This is a genomic window from Pseudomonas sp. JAI111 (assembly GCF_024809425.1).
Taxonomy (GTDB): domain Bacteria; phylum Pseudomonadota; class Gammaproteobacteria; order Pseudomonadales; family Pseudomonadaceae; genus Aquipseudomonas.
In genome coordinates this window covers 480952-501110 of sequence record NZ_JANUCB010000005.1, presented here as the reverse complement: position 1 = coordinate 501110, position 20159 = coordinate 480952, and the positions used below count along the sequence as shown (strand labels likewise).

Here is a 20159-nt window from a genome sequence, read left to right as displayed (position 1 = left end):
ATCGGAGACCGATCTCATGAGCCAGGAACTGCGGCTTATTCATCGCATCACGTTGAAACTGATTCCCTTCCTGATCCTGCTGTACCTGATCGCCTATGTGGATCGCTCTGCGGTCGGCTTCGCCAAGCTGCACATGGGCGCGGACATCGGCATCGGTGATGCGGCCTACGGCCTCGGTGCCGGGCTGTTCTTCATTGGCTACTTCCTGCTGGAAATCCCCAGCAACCTGATGCTCGAACGCTTCGGCGCGCGGCGCTGGTTTGCGCGGATCATGGTCACCTGGGGTGCGATCACCATCGGCATGGCCTTCGTCCAGGGACCGCACAGCTTCTATGTGATGCGCTTTCTGCTCGGTGCCGCCGAAGCCGGGTTCTTCCCGGGCGTTCTGTACTACATCACCCAATGGTTCCCGATTCGCCATCGCGGCAAGATCCTCGGGCTGTTCATCCTGTCCCAACCCATCGCGATGATGATCACCGGCCCCGTGTCCGGCGGCCTGCTTGGCATGGACGGCACCCTTGGCCTGCACGGCTGGCAGTGGTTGTTCATCGTCATCGGCACACCGGCGATCCTGCTGACCTGGCCGGTGCTGCGTTACCTGCCGGATGGCCCGCAACAGGTGAAATGGATGGACCAGGCCGAGAAGGACTGGCTGACCGGCGAACTGAAAAAAGACCTTGAGACTTACGGCCAGACTCGCCACGGCAATCCGCTGCACGCCCTGAAAGACAAACGCGTGTTGTTGCTGGCGCTGTTTTATCTGCCGGTGACGTTGAGCATCTATGGCTTGGGCCTGTGGCTGCCGACGCTGATCAAACAGTTCGGCGGGACTGATCTGGTGACCGGTTTCGTGTCTTCGGTGCCGTACATCTTCGGGATCATTGGCTTGCTGATCATTCCGCGCAGTTCCGACCGTTTGAATGACCGCTACGGCCACTTGGCGGTGCTTTACGTGTTGGGCGCCATCGGCTTGTTCCTCAGCGCCTGGCTGACGTTGCCGGTGCTGCAATTGGCGGCGTTGTGCCTGGTGGCGTTCGCGCTGTTTTCCTGCACGGCGGTGTTCTGGACTTTGCCGGGTCGCTTCTTTGCCGGCGCCAGTGCGGCGGCCGGGATCGCCTTGATCAACTCGGTGGGCAACCTCGGCGGCTATATCGGTCCGTTCGTGATTGGTGCGCTGAAGGAATACACCGGCAACCTGGCGTCGGGGCTGTATTTCCTGTCGGGGGTGATGGTGTTCGGGCTGGTGTTGACCGGCGTGGTTTATCGCCTGCTGGAGCGCAAGCATGTGCTGCCGTCGGACCAGTTCGCAGCGAGTGCACGCGGCGCAAGCCGTACACAACCTGAGGCCTGACCCAATCAACTGTGGGAGCGGGCTTGCTCGCGATGACGGACTGACATTCAACGTTGATGTCGGATGGTATGGCCTCATCGCGAGCAGGCTCACTCCTACAGGGAACAGTGATGTTTTGAATAACTGGAGAAAATTCATGCGTTTAGTTCAGTTCGAATTGAGTAACGGCGAGCGTCGGGTCGGCGTTGTCGAGGAAGGCCAGGTGCGCGAAGTGCAGGATGCGCGCACGGTGCGGGACCTGGCGTTGGCGGCGATCGAAGCGGGCGTGAATCTTGAGCAACAGGTGAAAATCCTGGGCCTGGGCATCAGCCATGACTATGCACAACTGCTGGCCAACCTGCAGATCCTGCCACCACTGGATCATCCGGACCCGGCGCACATGCTGGTCAGCGGCACCGGCCTGACCCATTTGGGCAGTGCCTCGGCGCGGGACAAAATGCATCAGCAGGCCGGCGACGAAGCCGCGCTGACCGACACCATGCGCATCTTCAAATGGGGCGTGGAGGGCGGTAAACCGGCGGCCGGTCAGGCCGGCGTGCAACCGGAATGGTTCTACAAGGGCGATGGCAGCATCGTCGTGCGTCCGGGGAAACCTTTCCCGCTGCCGCCCTTTGCCGAAGATGCCGGTGAAGAGCCGGAAATCAGCGGTCTGTATGTCATCGGCCACGACGGCAAACCGTATCGCCTCGGTTTTGCGGTGGGCAACGAGTTTTCCGACCATGTGATGGAGCGCAAGAACTACCTGTACCTGGCGCACTCCAAATTGCGCAGTTGCAGCTATGGCCCGGAACTTCGCGTGGGCGATCTGCCGCAACATCTGGCCGGCACCAGCCGCATCCTGCGCGACGGTGAAGTGCTCTGGCAGAACGAGTTTCTCAGCGGTGAGGCCAACATGTGCCACAGCCTGGAAAACCTCGAGTATCACCATTTCAAGTACAGCCAGTTCCTGCGTCCGGGGGACGTACACATCCATTTCTTCGGCACCGCGACCCTGTCCTTTGCCGACGGCATTCGCACCCAACCGGGTGACGTGTTCGAGATCAGTCAGGCCGAGTTCGGCGCGCCATTGATCAACGGGATTGCACCGGTTGAAGCGGCGTTCGAGCCCGGCACCATCGGCACCCTTTAAGGAGACAGGCATGACCCAGATTCTTGGTCACAACTACATTGGCGGCCAGCGCAGCGCCGCCGGCTCGCTCAAACTGCAGAGCGTTGATGCCAGCACCGGCGAAGCGTTGCCACACGATTTCTTCCAGGCCACACCCGAAGAAGTCGATGCCGCGGCCAAGGCTGCCGCCGCCGCGTATCCGGCTTATCGCAGCCTGAGCGCCGAGCGTCGTGCGCAATTTCTCGATACCGTAGCCGATGAACTCGACGCCTTGGGTGATGAGTTTGTCGCGCTGGTCTGCCGTGAAACCGCGCTGCCCGCCGGACGCATTCAAGGCGAGCGTGGTCGTACCAGCGGCCAGATGCGTCTGTTCGCCAAAGTGCTGCGCCGTGGCGATTTCTACGGTGCGCGGATCGATCAGGCATTGCCCGATCGCCAACCGCTGCCGCGTCCGGACCTGCGCCAATACCGCATTGCCCTGGGGCCGGTCGCCGTGTTCGGCGCCAGTAACTTCCCCTTGGCATTTTCCACGGCCGGTGGCGACACCGCCTCGGCATTGGCCGCCGGTTGCCCGGTGGTGTTCAAGGCCCACAGCGGTCATATGGCCACCGCTGAACGAGTCGCCGACGCGATCATCCGCGCCGCGGAAAAAACCGGCATGCCGGCGGGCGTGTTCAACATGATCTACGGCGGCGGTGTTGGCGAAGCGTTGGTCAAGCACCCGGCGATTCAAGCGGTCGGCTTTACCGGTTCGCTCAAGGGCGGTCGCGCATTGTGCGACATGGCCGCTGCGCGCCCACAACCGATTCCGGTGTTCGCCGAAATGTCGAGCATCAACCCGGTGATCGTCTTGCCGCAGGCCCTCGCCACTCGAGCTGAAACCGTCGCCCGCGACCTGACGGCCTCCGTGGTTCAGGGGTGTGGCCAGTTCTGTACCAACCCGGGATTGGTGATCGGTATTGCCTCGCCGCAGTTCTCTGCGTTCATGCAACAGGTCGCGGGGTTGATCAACGATCAACCTGCGCAAACCATGCTCAACGCCGGGACCTTGAGCAGCTACGGAAAAGGCCTGCAAAAGCTCCTCGCTCATCCGGGCATCACGCATCTGGCCGGTAGCACGCAACAGGGCAATCAGGCCCAGCCGCAACTGTTCAAGGCCGATGTCAGCCTGTTGATCAACGGTGATGAGGTGCTTCAGGAAGAAATCTTCGGCCCGACCACCGTGTTCGTCGAAGTCGCCGATCAAGCGCAACTCAGTGCTGCGTTGAACGGTCTGCATGGGCAGCTGACGGCGACGATCATTGGCGAACCTTCTGACTTCGAGCAGTTTGGCGAGCTGACGGCATTGCTCGAGCAAAAGGTCGGACGGATCTTGCTCAATGGTTATCCGACCGGGGTGGAAGTCTGCGATTCGATGGTCCACGGCGGGCCGTATCCGGCGACTTCCGATGCGCGCGGCACATCGGTGGGCACGCTGGCGATTGACCGTTTCTTGCGTCCAGTGTGCTTCCAGAACTATCCGGACAGTCTGCTGCCGGAGGCGTTGAAGAACGCTAACCCTCTGCGAATCCAGCGCCTGGTGGACGGCAAGCCATCCCGCGACGCCCTCTAACAGCCGAGGACACAACCCCCTGTGGGAGCGGGCTTGCTCGCGAAAGCGGAGTGTCAGTCGACACATGTATTGCCTGATACACCGCCTTCGCGAGCAAGCTCGCTCCCACATTTGTTCCGGTCGTGGTCGGGTTTTATGCCGGGCACGGGGCCGCCCTCACATTGAGCTATCATTGCGTCTTTCCCATTCAAAGATTGACTGCCATGACTGCCGTAACCGACACCTTGCTCGCCACCCTCGAACATTGCGATATGGTGGAAATCGATGGGCTTCACGCCTTCGAATTTTCCCTCGATGAAGACGACAATCTGCACATCGAATGCCTCGACGGCCGCGTGTCAAAACACTGGGAGTTCACCCCGGCCGAGGTCGAGGCCGCGACCTTCGATCCCACCCTGCAAAGCTGGCTGATCACCGGTACTTCCGGCGAGCACCGGTTGGTGTGCATGACCGCATTTCGCGGTGATGACGACGAGGAAGAAGCGAATGAGGATGCGTAATCTCTGGCCGCTGTTGATGGCCGGCAGCATTGGCGCAATGGGCGCTCAGGCGGCATTGGCCGAAGACTATCAATTGCTGGTCGGCTCCTATACGGCGGGGCAGAGTCAGGGCATCTATCGCCTGAAATTCGACAGCGCCACCGGGCAGATCGACTCCAAGCCACTGCAAGTGGTCAAGAGCGACAATCCGTCCTGGCTGACCGTGTCCAAGGACCAGCGTCATCTGTTCGTGGTCAACGAGAACGGCCCGGGACAGAAAGACCCGGTCGGGCGCGTCAGCAGTTATGCGATCGATCCCAAGACCCACGCGTTAAGCTTGATCAATCAGGTTCAAAGCCTGGGTAACGAGCCAACTCATTCAAGCCTCAGCGTGGATGCCAGTCATTTGTTCGTCAGCAACTATTCGGTGGTTGAGGACCCGGGTGGCACGCTGGCGGTGTTGCCGGTGGGCGCCGATGGCGCGCTCAAACCCGTGGTGCAGATGAGCAGTCATCCCTCGAGTCGGGTCAACCCCGAGCGGCAGATGTCGGCGCACGTGCATTCGACCGTCTCGTCGCCGGATGGCCATTACGTGTTTTCCAATGACCTGGGCGCAGACAAGGTCTTTGTCTATCGCTTCGATCCCAAGGCCAATCCGCAGTTGCCGTTGACGGCGGCCACGCCGGCGTCCGTGCAGTTGCCGGCCGGCAGTGGGCCGCGTCATTTGTTGTTCAGCGCGGATGGCAAGCATGCCTGGCTGACCATGGAAATGAGTGCTCAGGTGGCCGTGTTCGATTACCGGGACGGCAAGCTTGAACAAACGCAAATGGTCGACCTCGCCGCCGGCCAGCCCACATCGGACAAGGCTGCGGCGGCACTTCACGCCTCAGCCGATGGCAAGTTCCTGTACGTCAGCAACCGTGGCACCGCCAATCAATTGCTGGTGTTCGCCATCGATCCTGCGACCGGCCATCTCAAAGAGCTGCAGCGTCGTTCGGTCGAAGGTGACCACCCACGGGAGTTCAGTCTTGATCCCAGCGGCAAGTTCTTGCTGATTGCCAACCAGAAAAGCAACCAGATTGTCGTCATCGAACGCGACGCCAAGACCGGTCTGCTGGGTAAAACCGTGCAAAAGCTGCCGATGGATGCGCCAAGCGACCTCAAATTCCTGGTGCGGCAATAGGCCGCAGGCCCCGGTTGATGGGGCCTGCATCCTTGTATCAACGACGCTGATATTTGGTAATGCTACAAAGCATTTCAAGGCGTCGTTCCTCGGAGGTTAAGTTTGCTTCACGGCCCCACCGGGCATGCAAGCCAACTGACTCCGAGGAATACCGACATGAATTTCAATCTCTTCTCCATCATCGCTGCTTCCGCTATCTCTGCCACCGTTGCTCTGCCAGCCAGTGCCAACGTTGAAATCAACGACAAAAAAACCCACACCCAGAGCTACACCCAAAAATACCTGCAACAAAGCGCCAACTTCTACGCGGCACTGGATCACAAGACCCAAGCCTGAAATTCCAGCCCTGCACCTTTTATGCAGGAGCGAAGTCACTTGCGCCGATCGAACTGAATGCTTCGAAAGACGATGAGTGATGTCGCTCCTGCATAACGCGTTTACGACAGCATCACATAGCCATCAATGCATAGCTTGATATCACATGGCCATGCGTTTAGATTTGACGTTGTTTTTTTGACTCAAACTCTAATAACAAGGATCGGCAGCATGGCGATGCGTCTGGCAGTGGTTCTTCTGTTTCTCTATTCCACCCCCATTCTTTCGGCTGCCCAGCCCGTTCAAGACGAGCCGGATGCGGCGCGTGAGCGCTTGATGAGTTTTATTGAAGACTGAAATAGACTGGCTTAATGATCAACGAAGCTGATGGTGACTATGGATAACGCTGAGTGGTTATCACAGCTTTTTTGATCGATTCTGTGGGCTCTGAAACATGCCCACGGAGAACACCATGGCCAGCTCAATCATCACTTCTGCCAAATACGGCGCCTACCTGGCCATAGGTCTCTATGTGACCATGGTGCTGGTGGTCAGCATTGCAGCGCAGTCGCAACACACCTTCGAAGCGCCGATTCAGGTCGCATATCCCGCCATCCAGTTTGAACACCGCGCTCAAAACGTGATGATCGATCAGACAGAACTGGCGGGAGTGGTAGGGGCATGAAAGGGGGCAAACTCTGGGTCATCGCCTTTCTGGCATTCATGACCAATGGCGCTTCGCTGCTGGGGTTCGGGCAAGGTTCGGCAGGTTCCGTAGCCCGCTCGATCGAAGCCAATCACAATCTGGCGCGTGACATCGAAACGGCCAAAGCCTTTGGGCTGCAGGCCGGCAATCCACCGATGAAACGCCAAGTCGATTTCTTCGGGCCGTTCCACGTCGATTGCTCGGTGCTGCGGATGTGTGATGTGTTCGCGTAAACCGGAGTTATTTCTGCATCACGGTGGTGAACAACTCTGACTCCAGAAACCGCTGCAACCACGCCTGCAACCGCACGTAAGGCGTCTGTGCAAACCACTCGCGATCGACATGGGCGAATTGCCGTATGAACGGCATCAGGGCCACATCCGCCAGCGTGGGATGTCCGGCCAGCAAGTAATCGCGTCCATCAAGCAACTCATCCAGCTTGCGCAAGAACACCTCGCCCTCAGCCCGATAAACCGCCATCGGCTGCTCGGGATAACGCTCAGCGTATTTGTAGCGATTGAGGTGCACCTTGAACGCCTGATCATTCTCCTCGATTAGCGCAGCAGTCAGCACTTGCCCGGCAGGATCTTCCTTGAGCAACCAGTCTTGCGGATCGTTCTGCGCCAAGGCCCAGCGCATGATCGCCAGGCTTTCGTCGATGACTTGGCCGTCGACACTCAACACCGGCACCGTGCCCTTGGGCGATAGTGCGAGCATCTCGGGCGGTTTGGCCTTGAGGCTGACTTCGATAATGTCCACCGCCACACCCGAGTAGCGCAGGGCCATGCGCGCGCGCATGGCGTAAGGGCAGCGGCGGAATGAATACAGCGTATTCATTTCACCTCCAGGGTACTCAGGCCATTGCCTTGGCGCTGGACTTGAATCTGCACCGGAATCCGCTCGTGCATTTCCTGCACGTGGGAAATCACCGCGACCTTGCGGCCCTGCGCCTGCAAGCCGTCGAGGGCGTCCATGGCCAGTTGCAGGGATTCCGGATCGAGGCTGCCGAAACCTTCGTCGATGAACAGCGACTCGATTTTCAACGTGCTGGAGGCCATCGACGCCAAACCGAGCGCCAGGGCCAACGACACCAGGAACGTCTCGCCACCTGACAACGAATGCACCGAACGCAGTTCATCGCCCATCTCGGTGTCCATCACCAGCAATCCGAGCATGCTGCCGCCGCGTTTCAGGCGATAGCGCCGCACCAATTGGCGCAACTGTACGTTGGCGTGATGCACCAGCAAGTCGAGGTTGTAGGCCTGGGCAATCTTGCGGAAGGTGTCGCCAGTGGCCGAGCCGATCAACGCATTCAAACGCGCCCAGCGCTGGTACTCGGCGTAGGCCTCGGCGATTTGTTGCGCCAGGGCCTGATTGGCGTTCTGCCGACGCTGATCCTCGGCCTGTTCCGCGCGTAGTTCGGCGCAGCGGTGTTCGCTGGCGGCGGACAGGTTTTGCAACTCGGTCAGTGCCGTCGCCAATTGCTCGGCATCGAGATTGCCGTTGTGCTGCGCCTGATGTTTGAGCAGGCGCTGGTCGCGCTCCTGCACGCGCACATTGGCTTGTTCGATGGCTTTTTCGCTGAGCTGCAATTGCTGGCGCAGTTCGCTGACCTGCTGGTCGTCGACGCTCAGCAGCGCCTCCAGACCGCCATCATCCAGTTCCGGGTGCAAAGCTCGCCAGTCGGCGATCTTCGCGCTCAGCTCGCGGTCTTCGGTTTCCAGGGCCAGCAGGCGCTCTTGCTTGGCTTTAAGCTCGGCGGCCAGTTCGACCAGGCGCGTGCGCACGGTTTGCAGTTCTTGACTGGCCGTGGCTTCGGCGTTGCGTGCCTGATCGACCGCTTGATCGAGTTGCTGCTGCCAGAGTTCGGCGCTGCTGTGTTCGCCGAGCAGTTGTGCCAATTGCTGCTGGCACGCGTGTTGTTGTTCGGCGAGGACGCTGAACTGCTGTTGCGCCGCGTCCAGTGCCTCGGCGCGGGCCAGTTGGCGGTCCTGTTCCTTTTCCAGCGTCTGCTGACGTTGTTGCTGTTCGCCGAGTTCATCGCGTTGCTGCTCGAGTTGCTCCAGGCGCTGGGCGATCTGCCGGTCGAGCTGCATGAACGTAGCGGCGGGTTCGTGACGCAAGGCCTCCAGGGTGTCGGCCGGGAGCAGGGTGCTGAAGGCGCTGAGTTCTTCATCCAGGCGCTGGCGATCACTGCTCAACTCGCGTTGCTGATTGCTCAGGTGTTGGCTCGCTTGCTGACTGGCCGCTTCGGCGCTGCGCAGTTGCTGCGCGAGGCGAGCAGCGTCCTGTTGCAGGGTGAGCAGGGCGGTTTGGCGCTGTTCGTCCTGGGCGATGCTCTGGTTCAGCTGGCTGCTTTGCTGATGCAACCAGGCATCGCGTTTTATCGCGTCCTGCGCCAGCAACTGCGCCGATAATGGATGCGCTTCCAGGCTCGGCGTCAGGCCTTGTTGCTGGGTGGCGAGTTGGTCCTGTTGCTGCAACAGCTCTTTCTGTTGCGCGATCAGGCCGCCGACTTCGGCGCGCAGGTCGGTGAGTTTTTCTTTCAGCAGGTCAACCGCTTTTTGCGCGTTGGCCTGCTCGCTTTCATCATGGCGCCCCAGGCTTTGCAGCAACGCTTCGGGTTGATGATAAGGATGCTCAGGGCTGCCGCAGACCGGGCATGGCTGATCATCCTGCAACTGTTCGCGCAGTTCTTCGACGCTGGCGCTGCGGGCCAGACGCTGACGTTCCAGCAGTTCGCGAGTGACGCTCAAGGTCTGTTCGGCGACGACCAGTTCGTTCTTGGTCTTCACGCCGTCCTGTGTCAGACGATCACGTTCCTGCTGGGCCGTGAGCTGGCGCTGCTGAAGTTCTGCGCTGCGCTTGTCGATCTCCTGCTGACTGGCCCACAGTCGCGTCAGCTCTTCGAACGCACGCAATTGTTTGCGGTTGTCCTGCAACAGGTTGCCCAACAGCTGGATCTGTTCCGCCACGGCCTCGGGCTCGGCGCCGGCCTCTTTGTAGAGCACTTCCAGATTCTGTTTTTGCGTGGCCAGTTCTTCGCTGGCGCGGGCGGCATTTTGCTCCAGGGCGGCCAGCTCGGCCTGGCCCTTGTTCAAGCGATTGCCGATCAACATCAGCTGTTGGAGGCGATCACGGTAGGCGTTCCACGCATCGCTCAATGGCGCCAGATGCGCGCTTTGCTCAAGCTCCCCGGCGATCCGCTGCAGACGTGCGGCCACTTGCTGTTGTTGCTCCTGCAAGCCTTGAATCGTGGTTTGCCCCTGCGTGCAGGCCTGTTCCGCTTGCTGCTTGAGGTCGGCGCTGACACTGACATCTTTGACCAGACGGGCGAGGGCGCTTTGTGCTTCAAACGCCTGACGCAGCAACGGCGCGCTGGATGTGTGTTGGCGTTGGGCTTCGATCAGTGCTGTCTGCGCAGCGCTCAGGCTCTGTTCGAGTTGCGCCTGACGTGCGTTCAGCTCGCTCTGCTGTTGAGTGTGCTGCTGAATCTGCGCCGCCAGCGGCGTGAGCTGAGCGGTGAGCTCGGTCTTGCGAGCGAACTGGTGCCGTTGCGGGGCCAGTTGTTCCAGTCGCGTCAGCTTCAAGCGTTCGCCAGCGAGGCTTTCCCAATGTTGCCGGGCACCGGTCAACTGCTCGGTGGCGCTCTGTTGCTCATCCTGTAACTGACGCAGCTCCTTGAGCCAGGTGTGCTGCAACTCCAGCTGCTTGAGCTGCGCCTGCTGGGTCTTGAGCTGCTGCTGCGCTTCGTTGAAACGTTCATCGAGCTCGGCCCGGGCTTCGGGAGAAAGCGGCGTCACGCCTGTGGCTTGATCCTGCAACAGCTTGTGCGCTTCACGGGCTTCCTTGGCTTTGTCGAAGGCGCGCCGACCGAGGCGGGTATAGAGCGCGGTGTCGGTGAGCTTTTCCAGCAGTTCGCTACGCTCGTTGTCGTTGGCCTTGAGGAAGGCGCTGAACTCGCTCTGGGCCAGCAGCACGGCACGGGTGAACTGTTCGAAGTTGAGGCCCAGCACGGCTTCGAGCTGGGTCTTGAATTCGACTTTCTGGCTGGCCAGCAACTGATCCTGATCGATGTCGCGCAGACTCTGACGGCTGGCTTGCAGCTTGCCGCCGGCCTTTTCCCGAGCGCGATTGGCTTCCCAGCGCGCGCGGTAGCGGCGGCCGTCGATCCCGACGAAATCCACTTCGGCATAACCTTCACCGGTGCCTCGACGCAGCAATGTGCGTGGGTCGCCAGTGCTGATTTCGCCGTCGGCGTCCGGCGCTTTGGCAGACACCTGGGCATTGCTCAAGCGTGGCACGGCGCCAAACAGCGCCAGGCACAAGGCGTCGAGCAGCGTACTTTTACCCGCGCCGGTCGGCCCGGTGATCGCGAACAGGCCGGCGCTGGCCAGCGGCTCGGCAGTGAAATCGATTTCAAAAGGCCCGGCCAGCGAGGCCAGGTTTTTCAGGCGGATCGCGAGGATCTTCATGGTTGTTCGCTCTCCGTCTGCACGTCTTGCAACAGCTCGGCAAAGTCCTTCAGCGTTTGCTCATCGACCTCGCTGCCGTAGTTGTCCTGCCAGGCGCGGCTGAACAATTCCTGAGGCGTCAGTTGATCCAGTTCGATCAACGCAGTGCCCTCATCGACACCCTCGCGACCGCCGTTGCCGGCATATTCGGCGGCGATGCGCACCAGGCGCACGGCTTTGCCTTGCAGGGCGCTTTCCACTTGATGGCGCAAGTCGGGTTGCGGTTCGTCCAGACGCACGCGCACTTCCAGCCACGGTTGGCGCTGGATATCGGCGAGCAAATCGATGTTCGGCAGGTCGGCCAGTTGCAGCAGGATCTCCGCCAAGGGCGCCGGGCCAATGCGTTGCAGGTTCACGGCGCGGGGGATCAGCTTCGGTTCGACGCTGACCAGGGTTTCGCCGTCGAGCTTCACGTCGAGAATCTGATGCTGATAACCGATTTCCGAGAACGACAGCGGAATCGGCGAGCCGCTGTAGCGAATGCGCTCTTCACCGTTCACTTTCTGCGGCTTGTGCAAATGCCCGAGGGCGACGTAGCTGATGCTCGGCCCGAACAGGCTGGCGGGCAGGGCCTCGGCGTTGCCGATGATCAGGCTGCGCTCGGAATCTTCCGACACCGAACCGCCCGCCATGTGCGCATGGCTGATAGCAATCAGCGCCTGCCCCGGCTTGCGTTTGGCGTTGGCGGCTTCGATCAGCCATTCATGAACCTGGCCGATACCGCGCAGGTAGTTATCGCCCAAGTGCGCACCCGTCACTTCGGCCGGGCGCAGAAATGGCAGCGCCAGGCACCAGCCGGCAATCTCGCCGTTGGCATCCGGCAACGGCAGCAACAGCCGTTCGGCATCCAGTTGGCCGTCATCCAGCCACAACACCCGACCGAGCGCGTGAGTGCGCAAACGACGCATCAACGGCGCTGGCAGCTCGATCCGCGAACCGGAGTCGTGGTTGCCGGCGATGATTACAATGGTCAGCAGCGGCTGCTGCTCGTGGGCGCTGACGATGAATTCGTAGAGGCGTTCCTGGGCTTTGACCGGCGGATTGACCGTGTCGAAGATATCGCCGGCGATCAACAGCACATCGGGCTGGTCCAGCTTCAGCTGGCGCAACAGCCACTCAAGGAAACAACCGTGCTCGAAATCGCGGTCCTGGCCGTGCAGGTTCTGCCCAAGGTGCCAGTCGGAGGTGTGAAACAGACGCAAGGCGAACTCCGTAGGAAATAAGGTAATGGCCGCGAGGAAAAGGATTGCGGCGAAAAGGGGGAGAGTTTAATGGCAAAAGACCGGAGATGCGGAAAGCTTTGAAGGATTGTCTATCGATTGTCTGAAGTTTCAGTATGGTAGACAGCAGTCCGAAGTGACGTGGCGGATGCTGTTGTGCAACACCAAGGAGATTTGAATATTAAAGGAGACGTCATGAGCCAAAGATTACTTCAACTTGACCAAGTGTCGTTCAACCTGCCCGACGGGCGCGCTCTGTTCGATCACTTGAATCACACCTTCAACTCCAGGGCCACCGGCATCGTCGGTGCCAATGGCTGTGGCAAGTCCTTGCTTGGCCGGCTCCTGACGGGTGAACAACGCCCCACCAGCGGCATCGTCCGGCGCGAAGGTCAGGTATACGCTGTGGCGCAGCTGTTGGAGCCCGAGCGCTATCCCACCGTTGCCGCGCTAGCTGGCGTCGACTCGATTCTGGCGGCGCTGGATCGTATTGCACAAGGCAGCATCGACGATGACGACCATGCGTTGGCGGTCGATCAATGGGATTGCGCCACGCGCCTTGAGGCGGAGCTGGAGAAGATCGCTCTGGGGCATTTGAAAGCGGACTCGCGTACCGACACCTTAAGTGGGGGCGAGCGGCAGCGTGTGGCGCTGCTGGGGGCTTGGCTGTCTCGGGCCGACTGGCTCATTCTGGATGAACCCAGCAACCACCTGGATATTGATCAGCAGCACAAGCTCACGCAGCAGATCAATCGTTGGTCCAACGGTCTGGTTTTGATCAGTCACGACCGGGGGCTTTTGGAGCACATGAGCGAAATTGTCGAGCTCTCGCCTTTGGGGCTGGCGGCCTATGGCGGCAACTACAGTCAGTATGTGGCGGCGCGCGAACAGGAACAGCAGTCCTTCCAGTCGGCATTGCAAGGAGAGAGGGCACAGGCCAAGCGCGAACAACGTGAAATGGTCGTGCAGATGGAACGTCAGCAACGGCGCAATGCACGTGGCGACCGCCAGGCCCGCGACGGCAGTCAAACCAGGCTGATCACCAATGCTCAAAAAGAGCGCAGCGAAAACAGTCAGGGGAAATTGCGCCTCAATCAACAGGTGGCCCGGGAGCAGCAGCAACATCGTATTGCCGAGGCCCGGGCGCGGTGTGCGCCGGACATTCAGCGGATGATGTTGTCCCCCGAAAGCGTAGTGCCCAATGGCAAGCTGCTTGTGCAACTCAATGACGTGATTCTCCCGTTCGGTTACGCAGCGCCGATCAATCTAACGCTGGCCGGGCCTGTGCGCATGGCCATTTCAGGTGCCAACGGCAGCGGCAAGTCGACCCTGTTGCAAGTCATCGCTGGCCAACTGCCGGTGAGCGAAGGCGAACTCATACGCAGTTGCCATGTTGGCTGGCTGGATCAACACGCGGGGTTGCAGCACCCCGAACGCACGGCGGTGCAATGGCTCTACGAGAGTAATCCGGAGTTGCCTGAAGCCGAGGCACGAACCCGGTTGGCGCAGATGGGTATTGATGCGGATCGGGCGGCGCTCAAGACCTGTCAGTTGAGTGGGGGCGAGCGTTTGAAAATAGCCTTGGCGGCGCAGTTGTACGCCCAGCGGCCGCCACAGTTACTGTTGCTGGATGAGCCGGATAACCATTTGGACTTGCCCAGCAAAATAGCGCTGGAGCAGATGCTCAATCAGTACCAGGGGGCATTGATCGTCGTCTCTCACGACAGCGCTTTTTTACAGGCGATTCATCTGGATGCCGAGTTTCATCTCAACAGTTAGAGAGCATTACTTGGGATACAACGGCGGCAACCCACTGTCACCCACCGGATCATGAACCCGCTCGGCAATCGGGATTGCCTTGATCGCACGCCACAAATCTTCGCCTTGCCAATACTGGCCGGTTTCGCTGTAGAGCGCGCCGTTCAGGCCGTCCAGTGCGTCGGACAGTGGCACGAAGCGGGCGGCCATGTCGGCGAGGGTTTCCGGTTGTTGCCGGGCCCAGGCGTCGAGGGCCTGGCGGGTGGCGTGTGGGTCGTTGGCCTGGCAGGCGCGTTTGAGTTCGTCGAGCACTGTGCGTGGGCTAGGGCCGGCCTGCGCGGCGCGCGATATTGCCGGTTGCCAGCGCGCTCGCCACCAGAGGCCGAAGCCCAGCAGGGTGGTGCAGGCGAGGATCAGGGTGCTGAGTTTCCAGCGCCAAAGGGCTTCGCTGTCGGCCGTGGACGTGGGTTGGGCGCCGCTGGCCGGGGTGTCGACTACGAGGCTTGGGTTGTTCGCCACCTGCAGGGTTCGGGCGGGCAGGCTGCTGTGTTCCAGGTGGTCTTCGAAGGTGTTCCACCAGACTACTTCCACCGATGGCAGCTCGATGGCGCCACTGCGGCCAGGCACCAGGGCCTCGCGTTCTTCACGGTGACCGACCAAGCCGCGTTCGGTGCTTTGGTTGCTCAACACCGGTTGATCCGGGTAGCGGCGCAGGCCGTTGACGTCCGTGGCGGGCAACGGTGGCAATTGCGAACTGGCCAGGCCCTCGGCCTTCAAGGTCAGGCTGCGGGTCAGCGAGTCACCGACCTGCGTGTGGTCCGGTTCCGGGTTCCAGCTTTCGCTCAGTTCCAGGCTGCGTGCCGGTAGCCACGGCATGTCGGCTGGGTACGTAATGGGTTTGGCCTTCACTGTCAGCAGAATCGGCGTAGAGCTGACGCGCATCAGTTTTCCGGTTTTTGCCCCTTGGGCCGCAGGGTCCTGGGGGGGCTGGGTGTCCACCAGCGTGGCACTGAACATCTGCGCCGGGATGGTCAATTCACCGCTTTGTTGCGGATAAATCGCATAGCGCATTTCGATCACTCCGTGGCGCAGACCGTTGATGGCTTTTTCGTAGGTGCGTGTCTCGCCCAACTGTTCAATGCGCGCGTCTGGAATCTGCAACGGGGTCAGGCTGCTGTCGTCGTACAGCGACACCGAATGGTAGATGCGCAAGGTCAGGATGGCCTGGGCCTGTACGTACACACTGGTCTGGTCGAGGCTGGCGTCGATGAACACCGGCGCCAGTTTGTTTGTGGTGTCCTGGGTTTCACTTTCGACCACTTGCACGATGATCGGCTGGCTATGGGCCTCGCCCAACTGCAACGAAGGAATGGTCACGCTGCCGTTTTCCTTGGGCAGCAAGGTGATGATCCAGCGTGTGGTGGCGCGGTTGTCGCCGTTGAGAGTCGTCAGTTGGTTGACCTGGCGGGTGCCGCGCACTTCGAACTGCGGCTCCAGTGGCGCCAGATCAGGCTTGCCGAACTGCGTCACGTCGTTGGATTCCAGGGTCAGTTCGACCGTCTCGCCGGAGTTCAGGCGACTGCGGTCGACACTGGCGACCAGTTCCACCGCCTGGGCCTGAGCGGCAAAGAACAGCAGTGCGAGGATGAAAAGGGTGAAGCGGGTCATCGAGTTTTTCCCTGATCCTGATGTTGTTGCTGTTCGTACCAGAATTTGCGCCTGAGCAATTCACCCGGGTCGTCGGGGATTTTACGTAGCCATTGCTCAAGCGCCTGACGCTGTTCGCCATCGATGTTGTCGTTGGCCGGGTGCAGCGGCGGCGTGGTGGTTTGTTCATCCCCCAGTTCACTGCCCGGGACTTCATTGGTGCCCGGTTTTGCTGGTGTGGCAGGCGACTGATTGGCCTCCAATGCAGCCTGCTGGGCGTCGGTTTGTGGTTCGCCATTGTCCGATGGTTGCGTGGCGGCGCCCGGTGGTGGCTCTTGCGCGGCGGTGTCGGTTTGCTCGCCTGGGTTTTTGTCTGGTTCGACCGGCGTCGGAGTGTTTTTCTGCTTGAGCAGACTTTCCACCAACGCCTTGTTGGTCTGTGCCGGGCGCAAATCCGGCTGGCGCTCCAACGCTTGATCGTAAGCATCCAGCGCCGCTTCCAGATCGCCGCTTCGGGCCAGGGCGTTGCCACGATTGTAGTGGGCGTGGGCATCGTTGCCTTCGGCGAACCGCTGGGCGGCACCGGCGTAGTCGCCGGCTTCATAGAGCGCCACGCCTTGCCACTGCGGATCTTCAAAATGCTGCGCGGCCTTCGCCGGATGGCCTTGCTTGAGCAGGTGCAAACCGCGTTGATCGGGGCGCAGCCACAGGTCTTCAAAATCGAAGGCATAGCTCGGTTGCGGCAGCGCCAGCAACAGCGGCAGCAGGCAGAACAACCAGCCACGTCGACCGGCGCAGGCCGCCAGTAGCAATAACGGTAGCAGCAGCCAGTAACCCTGATCGGCCCACGTGTCGAGGCGCAGGGTCTGGCCGTCGTTGCGCAGATTGCGTGGACCGTCGAGCAGGCCGAGCCCGCGCAGGTCGGAATCGTCAAGGCGCGCCTGGTGATAACGCCCGCCAAGGTCATTGGCAAAGGCTTTCAGGCTTGGGCTGTCCAGGCGCGGCACCAGAATCGCGCCCTGGTCGTCTTTAAGGAAACTGCCGTCCTCCTGGGCCACCGGCGCCCCTTCGGCGGTGCCGATGCCCAGCATCAGAAACTGCGTCGATTTGCCGTCCAACGCTTGTTGAATGCCCTCGCGTTCCAGATCGGTTAGGGTTGAACCGATCAGCAGGATCCGGCCTTCGCCCAAATCAGCCTGATGGAGCAGGGACAGGGCCTTGGTCACCGCGAGATCGGCACGATGGCCGGCCACGGGCATCAGCGAAGGCTTGAGCGCGTCCAGCAGGTTGCGGCTGGTGGAGAGGTCGTCCGACAACGGCACCAAGGTGTGGGCGCTGCCGGCATAGACGACAATGGCCGTTTGGGCATCGCTGCGGTTTTGCAGCAGGTCCAGCAGCTTGCGTCGGGCTTGCTCCAATCGATTGGGGGCGACATCGGTGGCGAGCATTTCCGGGGTCAGTTCAAACACGACGACCACCGGGTCGGCGGGTTTCTGGCTGATTTGTTCAACCCGCTGCCAGCTCGGTCCCAGCAGTGCCAGAACGGTCAGTACCCAGGCAATGGCCAGGGTGATCCACGGCAATTTGCTGTCGCGACCGCCGCCACCGCTCAGCAACGCGGCATGAAAGGCCGGTGGCAGAATCATCTGCCAGCGTCCGGCACGTTTCTGCCGATGCCAGAGCTGCCAAATCAACCAGCCCAAGACCGGCAACAACAGCAGCCACCAGGGACGGAACCAGTACGGCCACAGCGCACTCATCGGCGCCTCCGCAGGCGCAGGCGGTTGAGCCGCTGGCGCCAGTCAGGCAATTGCGTTTGCAAAAACAGATCCTTGGTGAACAGTCGCTGCAGCGGGTTATCCGGCCAAAGCTCGCGCACCACCAGCAACATGCTCAGCAGCAACGCCAGCGCCAGGGGCCAGTGATACAACGCTTGAGCCGGGCGGGCCTGGGTCGGTTGCTGGGTCACCGGTTCGAGTTTGTCGAGGGTGTCCTTGATCGCCTGCAGTTCCTTGCCGTCATGGGCGCGGAAATACTGACCGCCCGTGGCTTGGGCGATGGCCTTCAAGGCCGGCTCATCGAGATCCAGGCTCGGGTTGACCCCAAGAAATCCCAACGTACCGCTTTGCTCCGGGTCGGCACCGATGCCGATCGGGTAGATTTTCACGCCTTCGCTGGCCGCCAGGCGCGCCGCGGTGAGTGGATCGATTTCGCCGCCATTGTTGGCGCCGTCGGTCACCAGGATCAGCACGCGGCTTTGTGCCGGACGCAGGCGCAGACGCTTGAGCGCGAGGCCGATGGCGTCGCCGATGGCGGTGTTCTTGCCGGCAATGCCGATACGCGCTTCGTCGAGCCACACGCGCACGGTGTGCCGGTCGAACGTCAGCGGTGCTTGCAGGTACGCCTGACTGCCGAACAGGATCAGGCCGACGCGGTCGCCTTCGCGGCTTTCAAGGAAATCGCCGAGCAAATGCTTGACCAGCGACAGGCGGCTGACGTCTTCGTCCTGCCACTGCATGTCGGGAAAATCCATTGAGCCGGACACGTCCACCGCCACCAGCAAATCACGACCACTGGCCGCGATCGGCAGCGGTTCGCCCAGCCATTGCGGGCGAGCGGCAGCCATCAGCAACAACAGCCACAACAGGATGAACGGTGCTTGCTGGCGCCATGCCGGCAGGTTGGCCCGGGCGCGGCGACGGGCCAGGCCCTCGAGGTCGTTGAGGAAACTGACTTTGAGCGCCGGTTCGCCGCTGTCGGCCACCGGCAACAGGATGCGCATCAGCCAGGGCAGCGGCAGCACGGCAAAGATCCACGGCCAGGCGAACTCAAACATGTTTGCGAATCCAGGTGTCGACGGCTTGTGTCAGGCCGGCGATGGCTTTGTCGTCGAGTTTGCATTCGGGTTTGTAGGCGCCTTCGACCAGCACCATCCAGCGGGTCAGGCCGGCGGCCGGGCAGCGGTTGTCGAGGAACGCCAGCCATTTGCGCCCGTTGAGGGTGTGGCTCTGGCTGTAGGGGTAATGGTTGCGGCACAGGCGCTTGAGCAAGCCATTAAGCTGCTGCAGCCAGGCGCCGGCCGGTGCGCCGTCATAGGGCTTGGGCATCCGCGCCAGTTCGGCCAGCGCGGCGATACGCACCGGATCCAGCGGTTGTTCGGCACGCACGACAGGGCGTTTGTTCGGAATGAAGCGCCGCGCCTTCCACAGTCCGAAACCGATCAGCGGCAGCAACAACAGCAGCAGCCACCAGCCGGGCGCGGGTGGCCAGAAATCGATGGGTGGCGGGGTGATCAGCGGTTGCAATTGATCGAGGCTGCTCATCGACCTTTCCCCGGTTTCTGTGGGTTCAAGTACTCGCGCAGCTGCTCGACCATCTCGCTCTGGGTGCTCAGCGGCATTAGCAAGACCCGCAACTTCTGCGCAAGCAATTCCCAGCGGGCAATGCGCGCTTCGGCCTGGGCGCGGTAGGTCTGGCGCAGGTCGAAATTGAGCGTGTCGAGTTCCAGCTGCGCGCCACGCTCGGCAAAGCGCAAAAGCCCGGCGGCGGGCAGGGCGTGGTCCAGCGGATCGGACAGCGGCAGCAGCAACAGGTCGCAATGGCGCGACAACAAACTCAGCTGCTGCTCGGAACCTTCGGTCAAGGCGCGTTCATCGCAGATCAAGATCACCAGACTGCCAGGGCGCAGCACTTCCCGTGCGCGGCGCAGGGCCAGGTTGAGCGAATCGCGGTGCTGCTCGGTCTCGGTGTGCAGCGACTGGTTGACCCGCACCAGGCGGTTGAGCAACTGCAGCAAACTCTGTTTGCTGCGCCGGGGTTTGATTTCGTAGTGCTCGTTGTCGCCGAACACCAGCCCGCCGACACGGTCGTTATGGCCCAGGGCCGCCCAGCCAATCAAGCTCGCCGCCTGGGCCGCAAGCACCGATTTGAACATCAGTCCGGAGCCGAAAAACAGCCGGCGGCTTTGCTCGACCATGATGAAAATCGGCCGCTCACGTTCTTCGTGGAACAGTTTGGTGTGCGGTTCCTGGGTCCGGGCGGTGACGCGCCAATCGATGGTGCGCACATCGTCGCCGGCCTGATAGACCCGCACCTGATCGAAGTCCACGCCGCGCCCGCGCAGCTTGGAGTGGTGCAGGCCGATCAGCGGGCTGCGCTGGCTCGGCGTGGAAAACAGCTGCACTTCGCGCACGCGATGGCGCATCTCGATCAGTTCGGTGAGGCTGACGCGGATGCCCGGCTCGGGCGGCAGGAGGGCGTTCATCG

Annotated in this window: 18 protein-coding genes; 10 read left to right on the top strand and 8 right to left on the bottom strand. The window is 61.2% G+C overall.

Translation table 11 applies throughout. The features are described 5' to 3' along the window. Positions 1-16: 16 nt before the first annotated feature. From HNR03_RS19030 to HNR03_RS18990, 9 genes are all read left to right on the top strand, one after another. Positions 17-1351 carry an MFS transporter gene (locus HNR03_RS19030; RefSeq protein ID WP_259155159.1) on the top strand — a complete coding sequence of 445 codons (1335 nt, stop codon included), beginning with the start codon at positions 17-19 and terminating at the stop codon, positions 1349-1351. Positions 1352-1487: 136 nt separating this feature from the next. Further along, positions 1488-2480, top strand: coding sequence for an AraD1 family protein (araD1, locus tag HNR03_RS19025; RefSeq protein ID WP_259155158.1), 993 nt, complete (start codon positions 1488-1490; stop codon positions 2478-2480). A gap of 10 nt (positions 2481-2490) precedes the next feature. Beyond that, on the top strand, positions 2491-4071 hold the full coding sequence (locus HNR03_RS19020) for an aldehyde dehydrogenase (NADP(+)) (RefSeq protein ID WP_259155156.1): 1581 nt from the start codon (positions 2491-2493) through the stop codon (positions 4069-4071). Between the two features lie 203 nt (positions 4072-4274). Continuing rightward, a complete protein-coding gene (locus HNR03_RS19015) occupies positions 4275-4571 on the top strand; it encodes a DUF5629 family protein (protein WP_259155154.1) in 297 nt (98 codons plus the stop codon). Next, the gene (locus HNR03_RS19010; protein ID WP_259155152.1) at positions 4558-5733 is read left to right on the top strand and encodes a lactonase family protein; all 1176 of its coding nucleotides are present in this window, start codon (positions 4558-4560) and stop codon (positions 5731-5733) included. Before HNR03_RS19015 ends, HNR03_RS19010 begins: the two co-directional genes overlap by 14 nt. Positions 5734-5889: 156 nt before the next feature. Then, a complete protein-coding gene (locus tag HNR03_RS19005) occupies positions 5890-6069 on the top strand; it encodes a hypothetical protein (RefSeq protein WP_208668638.1) in 180 nt (59 codons plus the stop codon). 210 nt (positions 6070-6279) lie between these two features. After that, positions 6280-6405 carry a hypothetical protein gene (locus tag HNR03_RS19000; protein WP_259155151.1) on the top strand — a complete coding sequence of 42 codons (126 nt, stop codon included), beginning with the start codon at positions 6280-6282 and terminating at the stop codon, positions 6403-6405. Positions 6406-6520: 115 nt separating this feature from the next. Then, positions 6521-6733 carry a hypothetical protein gene (locus tag HNR03_RS18995; protein WP_259155150.1) on the top strand — a complete coding sequence of 71 codons (213 nt, stop codon included), beginning with the start codon at positions 6521-6523 and terminating at the stop codon, positions 6731-6733. Continuing rightward, positions 6730-6987, top strand: coding sequence for a hypothetical protein (locus tag HNR03_RS18990; protein ID WP_222586363.1), 258 nt, complete (start codon positions 6730-6732; stop codon positions 6985-6987). Before HNR03_RS18995 ends, HNR03_RS18990 begins: the two co-directional genes overlap by 4 nt. 7 nt (positions 6988-6994) lie before the next feature. Here the strand turns inward: HNR03_RS18990 and HNR03_RS18985 are convergent, their stop codons facing one another. From HNR03_RS18985 to HNR03_RS18975, 3 genes are read right to left on the bottom strand one after another with little or no spacing between them, the layout of a single operon-like run. Then, positions 6995-7591, bottom strand: coding sequence for a glutathione S-transferase (locus HNR03_RS18985; protein WP_259155148.1), 597 nt, complete (start codon positions 7589-7591; stop codon positions 6995-6997). Beyond that, positions 7588-11229 carry an SbcC/MukB-like Walker B domain-containing protein gene (locus tag HNR03_RS18980; RefSeq protein ID WP_259155146.1) on the bottom strand — a complete coding sequence of 1214 codons (3642 nt, stop codon included), beginning with the start codon at positions 11227-11229 and terminating at the stop codon, positions 7588-7590. The genes HNR03_RS18985 and HNR03_RS18980 overlap by 4 nt, the downstream gene beginning before the upstream one ends. Then, complete coding sequence (locus HNR03_RS18975) at positions 11226-12470, bottom strand: exonuclease SbcCD subunit D C-terminal domain-containing protein (protein ID WP_259155145.1); 1245 nt, start codon at positions 12468-12470, stop codon at positions 11226-11228. Before HNR03_RS18975 ends, HNR03_RS18980 begins: the two co-directional genes overlap by 4 nt. 213 nt (positions 12471-12683) lie before the next feature. Between HNR03_RS18975 and HNR03_RS18970 the strand changes: the two genes are divergently transcribed. Then, positions 12684-14267: an ATP-binding cassette domain-containing protein gene (locus HNR03_RS18970; RefSeq protein WP_259155143.1), complete on the top strand. Its 1584-nt coding sequence runs from the start codon at positions 12684-12686 to the stop codon at positions 14265-14267. 6 nt (positions 14268-14273) lie between these two features. Here HNR03_RS18970 and HNR03_RS18965 read toward each other — a convergent pair whose 3' ends face one another. Genes HNR03_RS18965 through HNR03_RS18945 form a run of 5 tightly spaced genes read right to left on the bottom strand, consistent with a single transcriptional unit; the run spans position 14274 to position 20157 of the window. Beyond that, positions 14274-15914 carry a BatD family protein gene (locus HNR03_RS18965; protein ID WP_259155141.1) on the bottom strand — a complete coding sequence of 547 codons (1641 nt, stop codon included), beginning with the start codon at positions 15912-15914 and terminating at the stop codon, positions 14274-14276. Beyond that, entirely contained in the window at positions 15911-17653 is a 1743-nt protein-coding gene (locus HNR03_RS18960; RefSeq protein ID WP_259155139.1) for a tetratricopeptide repeat protein, read from the bottom strand. Before HNR03_RS18960 ends, HNR03_RS18965 begins: the two co-directional genes overlap by 4 nt. Continuing rightward, entirely contained in the window at positions 17650-18729 is a 1080-nt protein-coding gene (locus tag HNR03_RS18955; RefSeq protein WP_259155136.1) for a VWA domain-containing protein, read from the bottom strand. The genes HNR03_RS18960 and HNR03_RS18955 overlap by 4 nt, the downstream gene beginning before the upstream one ends. Continuing rightward, positions 18722-19216, bottom strand: coding sequence for a DUF4381 domain-containing protein (locus HNR03_RS18950; protein ID WP_090183285.1), 495 nt, complete (start codon positions 19214-19216; stop codon positions 18722-18724). The genes HNR03_RS18955 and HNR03_RS18950 overlap by 8 nt, the downstream gene beginning before the upstream one ends. Next, on the bottom strand, positions 19213-20157 hold the full coding sequence (locus HNR03_RS18945) for a DUF58 domain-containing protein (RefSeq protein WP_222586370.1): 945 nt from the start codon (positions 20155-20157) through the stop codon (positions 19213-19215). The genes HNR03_RS18950 and HNR03_RS18945 overlap by 4 nt, the downstream gene beginning before the upstream one ends. Between the last annotated feature and the right edge of the window lie 2 nt (positions 20158-20159).